4 protein-coding genes, 1 tRNA gene and 1 pseudogene are annotated in these 5,664 nt (G+C 64.8%); 5 read left to right on the top strand and 1 reads right to left on the bottom strand.

Annotated elements, in window-relative coordinates; translation table 11 throughout:
• From ASG79_RS23555 to ASG79_RS14440, 5 genes and pseudogenes are all read left to right on the top strand, one after another.
• A pseudogene (locus tag ASG79_RS23555) lies at window positions 1-143 on the top strand (bifunctional D-altronate/D-mannonate dehydratase); the annotation flags it as partial.
• A gap of 28 nt (window positions 144-171) precedes the next feature.
• A complete protein-coding gene (locus ASG79_RS14455) occupies window positions 172-2,451 on the top strand; it encodes a gluconokinase, GntK/IdnK-type (protein WP_056392122.1) in 2,280 nt (759 codons plus the stop codon).
• A 266-nt stretch (window positions 2,452-2,717) separates the two neighbouring features.
• Window positions 2,718-3,467: a hypothetical protein gene (locus ASG79_RS14450; RefSeq protein WP_235509818.1), complete on the top strand. Its 750-nt coding sequence runs from the start codon at window positions 2,718-2,720 to the stop codon at window positions 3,465-3,467.
• A gap of 49 nt (window positions 3,468-3,516) precedes the next feature.
• Complete coding sequence (locus ASG79_RS14445; RefSeq protein ID WP_056392116.1) at window positions 3,517-4,053, top strand: GNAT family N-acetyltransferase; 537 nt, start codon at window positions 3,517-3,519, stop codon at window positions 4,051-4,053.
• A gap of 176 nt (window positions 4,054-4,229) precedes the next feature.
• Window positions 4,230-5,264 carry a zinc-binding dehydrogenase gene (locus ASG79_RS14440; protein ID WP_056392115.1) on the top strand — a complete coding sequence of 345 codons (1,035 nt, stop codon included), beginning with the start codon at window positions 4,230-4,232 and terminating at the stop codon, window positions 5,262-5,264.
• Window positions 5,265-5,353: 89 nt separating this feature from the next.
• Here ASG79_RS14440 and ASG79_RS14435 read toward each other — a convergent pair.
• A tRNA-Ser gene (locus tag ASG79_RS14435) sits at window positions 5,354-5,443 on the bottom strand.
• Window positions 5,444-5,664 lie beyond the last annotated feature (221 nt).

Raw genomic sequence — 5,664 nt, 5'->3', positions numbered from 1 at the left:
CGTTCGTGGATGGGTACCTGCACCCGGGCGACAAGCCGGGCATCGGCGTCGAATTCAACGAAGAAGCCGCCGCGGCCTACCCCTACCAGCAGGCCTACCTGCCCTACAACCGCCTCGTCGACGGCACCGTCCACGACTGGTAAGACCGCCACGACTGGCAAGGACCAAACAATGATCAAACATCGCATTATCGTCATGGGCGTCTCCGGCTGCGGCAAGACCACCATCGGTGACCTCGTCGCCCGCGAACTGGGCGTCCCGTTCGTTGACGGCGATTCCCTCCACCCCGTGGAGAACGTCGCGAAAATGGCCGCGGGCACACCGCTGACGGACGAGGACCGCTGGCCATGGCTCGCAACGGTGGGCAGCAAGCTGGCGGCTGCGGGCGACGGTGGGCTGGTCCTGGCGTGTTCTGCCCTGCGCCGAAGGTACCGGGACGCCATCCGGGAACAGGCCCCGGACACCGTCTTCCTGCACCTGGACGGCAGCAAGGAGGTTCTGAAGGCGCGGACCGAGGGACGGACCGGGCACTTCATGCCTCCCGCGCTGCTGGAATCCCAACTCGCCACACTGGAACCTCTGCAGGAAGACGAGCGCGGCGTGGTGGTTGACATCGCCGCACCCGTTCAGGACGTGGTGGCGGAGGCACTCAAGGGGATTGCCGCCGTCGTACCTCCTGCCAAGGGGGCCGCGGGCACCAGGCCGCGCCAGTTCGACGTCGACCTTGCGGCAGCGCCATTCATGCTCGACGCCGGCGCGATCGCCTGGGTGGAAGGCACCATTGGTGCCATGACGCTCGAGGAAAAGATCGGGCAGCTGTTCATCAACCACAACAACGACTACTCGCCCGGATACCTCGACGGGGTGCTGGAAAACTACCACGTGGGCGGCATGCGGTACCGGCCCGGCCCGTCCGCCGCCGTCCAGGAACATATCCGCTACGCGCAGTCCAAGTCCCGGATTCCCTTGCTGATTGCCTCCAACCCGGAGATGGGCGGGGCCGGCAGCTGCGACGACGGCACGTTCGTATCCACGCACCTGCAGGCAGGCTCGCACCCGGACAGGAACATCGCCCGGCAGATGGGGCAGGTGGCAGGCGTGGAGACGGCTGCCCTGGGCTGCAATTGGGCCTTCGCGCCGATCGTGGACATCCACTACAACTGGCGGAACACCGTCATTTCCACACGCTCCTTCGGCAATACGCCGGAGGTGGTGGTGGAGCGCGCCAAGGAGTACTTCGACGGCATCAGCGAATCACCCACTGCCTGCGCCATGAAGCACTTCCCGGGCGACGGCATCGACGAGCGGGACCAGCACGTGGTCACGTCCTACAACACCCTCGGGTACGAGGAATGGAACCGGACCTATGGGCACGTGTACCGGGAAATGATTGCGCACGGCGTGCAGTCCATCATGGTGGGCCACATTGGGGCGCCGGAGGTCTCGCGGCATTTCCGGCCGGGTCTTCCTGATGCCGGGATCCTGCCGGCCACGTTGTCCCCGGAACTGCTGCAGGACCTGCTGCGCGGCGAACTGGGCTTCAATGGCCTGGTCCTCACCGACGCCTCGCAGATGGTGGGCCTGACGCAGGCAATGAAGCGGAAGGACCTGGTTCCGGCAACGATTGCGGCCGGCTGCGACATGTTCCTGTTCTTCCGGAACCCCGCCGAGGACTTCCAGTACATGCTGGACGGATACAAGTCCGGGGTCATCACCGAGCAGCGGCTGCACGACGCCCTGCGGCGGATCCTCGGACTGAAGGCATCCTTGGGGCTGCACCTGAAATCCGGTGACCAGTTGGTGCCGCCGGCCGAGGCGCTGGCCGTGATCGGCAGTCAGCCGCACCGGGCGATTGCGGCCGAGATCGCCGACAAGACCGTCACACTGGTCAAGGACACGGCAGGGAACCTGCCCATCACCCCCGGGACTCATCCGCGGATCCGGTTGTACGGCATTTCCGGCGGCGCCGACTTCACGCGGGCAGATCCGCTGGCCTACCTGGACGTGGTGAAGGAGGAACTGGAGGCCGCCGGCTTCGAAGTGTTCTTGTACCGGACGGCTGAACAGCGCGAGGCGGCGGGGGAGACCGGGGTGAACTTCATGTCCGTCATCTCCGAGGAAGCCACCGGGGACTACGCGGAAAAGTACGACGCCGCATTTGTCTTTGCCAACGTCAAGGGCTTCGCCCAGGAGGCCGCCATCCGGATCAAGTGGTCCTCGCCGATGGCAGCGGAGATCCCGTGGTACGTCACGGAGGTGCCCACGGTGTTCGTGTCCCTCAACCAGCCGAACCACCTGATTGACGTGCCCATGGTGAAGACGGCAATCCACGCGCATGCCGGGACTCGGGAAGCCATCCGTGCCGCGGTAGAGAAGATCCAGGGCAAGTCCGCGTTCCAGGGAACGTTCAACGAGAACGTATTTTGCGGGTCGTTCGACACCCGGCTTTGAGCAGGTACTGAAGAAGGAGGCGCCGCCGCAACAGCGGTGGCGCCTCCTTCATGCCCGGAAGGCCAGGGCTGGGTTCCGGAGACCGCCACGTTCTTGGGCGCACTGCCTGATGACTTCGTGATGGGTGGTTGCCAGGCAGTTGCCTGAATGGGACGTCAGTCGTTGCAGGGCGGCCGCAAGGGGGGCCTTGGACTCTGTGGCGCCCAGATGCTGGTTTGTAGGCTGCAAGGCATCGCGGAACCACCTCAACCAAAGGGAGGCGTGCCATGAGCAGCACGGCGTCGAATGTCCTGGCCTTCATTGGGCCGAAGACAGGCACGAATCATTCATCCACCCCTTCCCGTCGCCGGCTTTCCGGATTCCTTGGTGCTGCGGCCGCTGCCGGGTTTCTCACGCACGCCCTCGTGCCGCGTGCCCTGGGGACATGGGGAACCACGGAGCCCGAAAGAACAATGCCCCTTCCGGGGGACGAATTGATTCCCGATCCCGAGGACATCCAGACCATGGCGGTCACTGTCTCCGCCCGTCCCGACCAGGTGTGGCCCTGGATAGTGCAAATGGGTGTGGACCGGGCGGGGCTGTATTCCTACACGGCGGTGGAGAACGGATTGCTGCACCTGGGTGTCACGAACGCGGACCGCATTCATCCGGAGTGGCAGGACCTGCAGGTGGGGGACATCATCGCCTTCACGCCGGAAGGTTACCCGGGCGGCCGGCGCGGGCCGCGCGTGGTGGAGTTGGAGGAGGGCCGACACCTTGTTCTGGACTCAAGCCCTGGTGCCCCGCCCGGAAAAGTGACAGGAACCTGGCAGTTCGTCCTCCACGATGCCGGTGCTGCCGGTACCAGGCTGCTGCTCAGGACGCGCACGGGCCCGGGACGCCCTGCCGGGCTTCGTGTGACGGACTTCCTTCTTCGGCCCGGCTACCTGGTCATGGACCGCGCCATGCTCCTGGGCATCAAAAAGCGCGTCGAGACGGAAGCGCAGGGGCGTCCGCCGCTGCCGACCCCGCAGTGACGCCGTCCTGGACGTGGGCGCCTATATGGGCTCGGCGTAGTGTGAAGCAGTGGACTTTTCCTGTGTGATTGCCGAAGGTGTTGTGCTCCGTCCCGTCCGGGCGTCGGACGCAGAGGCGCTGGCAGCGGCGTTTCAGGAGAACCGGTCATATCTCGCCCCGTGGGAGCCTGTCCGGCCTGAGGAGTTCTACACCGTCCAGGGCCAGCGGGACGTGGTTGAGCGGCGGCTTGTTGAACTCGATTCGGGCACGGCACTTCCCATGGTGCTGGCACAACATGACGGTATCGTCGGGCTGCTGACCCTCAGCTCAATCGTGCGTGGCGCATTCCAGAACGCGCACGTTGGTTACTGGATTTCCCGCACAGCCCAAGGGAAAGGGCTTATGACGGCGGCAGTAGCGGCGGCCGTCAATATTTCACAGGCTGCATTGGGACTTCACCGACTCGAGGCAGCAACCCTGGTGCACAACACGGCGTCGCAAAGAGTGCTGGAAAAGAATGGCTTCGTGGCTTACGGAACGGCCCCCGACTACCTCCGGATAGCCGGCAGGTGGCAGGACCACCGGATGTATCAGCGGATTCTCTAATCCTGCGGAGACCGGCAGTGACGCCAATGCTCCCGGCAGCATCCGTGGCTGGCCAGCATGTGCGGCTTCGCGGCAGGACACAGGGGAGGGTTTTCGATGCACCATCGCCGCGTGCGAAGATGTCGCCGGACTCCCGGCTGAACAGGACGGGACGAATTCGATGCCTGGAGGACACTATGCGCGCGATTGTCATGAACAGCATTGCCGGGCCGCTGGCGGTTCACGAGGTCGACGCCCCGGAGGCGCCTGCCGGCGGTGTGGTGATCACCGTCGTGGCCACCGGATTATGCCGCAGTGACTGGCACGCATGGGTAGGCCACGACGACATCGCTCTGCCGCACGTTCCAGGCCATGAGTTCGCCGGCGTTGTGGCCGTGGTTGGTTCGGGTGTGACCAGATGGACGGTTGGCGACCGCGTGACCGCACCCTTTGTGGAAGGCTGCGGCGCCTGCGAATGGTGCCTCGGCGGCAACGCGCAGGTCTGCCCGGAGCAGCAGCAGCCAGGCTTCACCCATTGGGGTTCCTTTGCCGAGCAAGTTGTGATCCATGCGGCCGACACCAACCTCGTGGCAATTCCCGAAGGGGTCAGCTTCGAAGCAGCGGCCAGCCTGGGATGCCGCTTCGCCACTGCCTACCGGGCGCTCACGGGCCGGGCCCGGCTTGCGGCCGATGAGTGGGTCACCATCGTCGGGGCAGGCGGTGTGGGGCTCAGCGCCGTCATGGTTGCGAAGGCGCTCGGCGGAAAGGTTGTGGCTGTCGACCGGAACCCCGCCGCCCTGGAGGTGGCCGCTTCCCTCGGCGCAGACCACGTATTGGTCGCGGACGGCTCGGACATCCCCGCACAGGTGCATGCGATCACGGGAGGATCCCATGTCTCCATTGATGCTGTCGGCAGCGAGCAGACGTGCGCCGACGCGCTCCTGAGCCTTCGTCGCCGTGGACGGCATGTCCAGATCGGCCTCCTCCCGCCCATAGAGGGTCACCCCCGCGTGCCTATGGCGCGCGTTATTGCCTGGGAACTGGATGTGTTCGGAAGCCACGGGATGGCTGCGGCCGACTACCCGCAGATGCTCGCCCTCATCGAGTCGGGGTCACTGGAACCGCAGAAGCTCATCGAACGCGTTATCGGGCTGACCGAGGCCGCTGACATGCTCCCGCAGTTCGACACTGTTAAGGTCGCGGGCATGACGATGATCGATCCCGCGCGCTGACGCTTTGGCCGCTGAGGACATATGGCCCGGGGAAAGCAAAAGGCTCTGGTTTCCTTGATGTACAAGGGAGCCCAGGGCCTTTTCCTATATGGCGGTGACGGTGGGATTTGAACCCACGTTGGCTTTTACACCAAACAACATTTCGAGTGTTGCACCTTCGGCCGCTCGGACACGTCACCAACCTCAATAGGGTACCGGAGCAAGGCCTGCATCCCCAAAACGGACGCACAGTGGGTGCCTATTGCGGGTTTCATCCAACCCAGCGCTGCCTGGGGGATGGGCGTTGGAGCAGGATCATAATTGTCGGACCCCCTTGCCATGATGGGTTTATGGGGAAAGCGGCGGTGGTGAGGGCGTTCGAGGAGATCCGTGCTGCCCTTGCTGTGCTTCAGGCTGAGGT

The sequence above is a fragment of the Arthrobacter sp. Soil761 genome, from assembly GCF_001428325.1.
Classification (GTDB): Bacteria; Actinomycetota; Actinomycetes; order Actinomycetales; family Micrococcaceae; genus Arthrobacter.
The sequence above is the reverse complement of the archived record's forward strand: the minus strand, read 5'-3'. Positions and strand labels throughout refer to the sequence as shown.

Coding starts and splice junctions, on each gene's coding strand:
- ASG79_RS14455 (WP_056392122.1), top strand. CDS start 172: ATGATCAAACATCGCATTATCGTCATGGGCGTCTCCGGCTGCGGCAAG.
- ASG79_RS14450 (WP_235509818.1), top strand. CDS start 2,718: ATGAGCAGCACGGCGTCGAATGTCCTGGCCTTCATTGGGCCGAAGACA.
- ASG79_RS14440 (WP_056392115.1), top strand. CDS start 4,230: ATGCGCGCGATTGTCATGAACAGCATTGCCGGGCCGCTGGCGGTTCAC.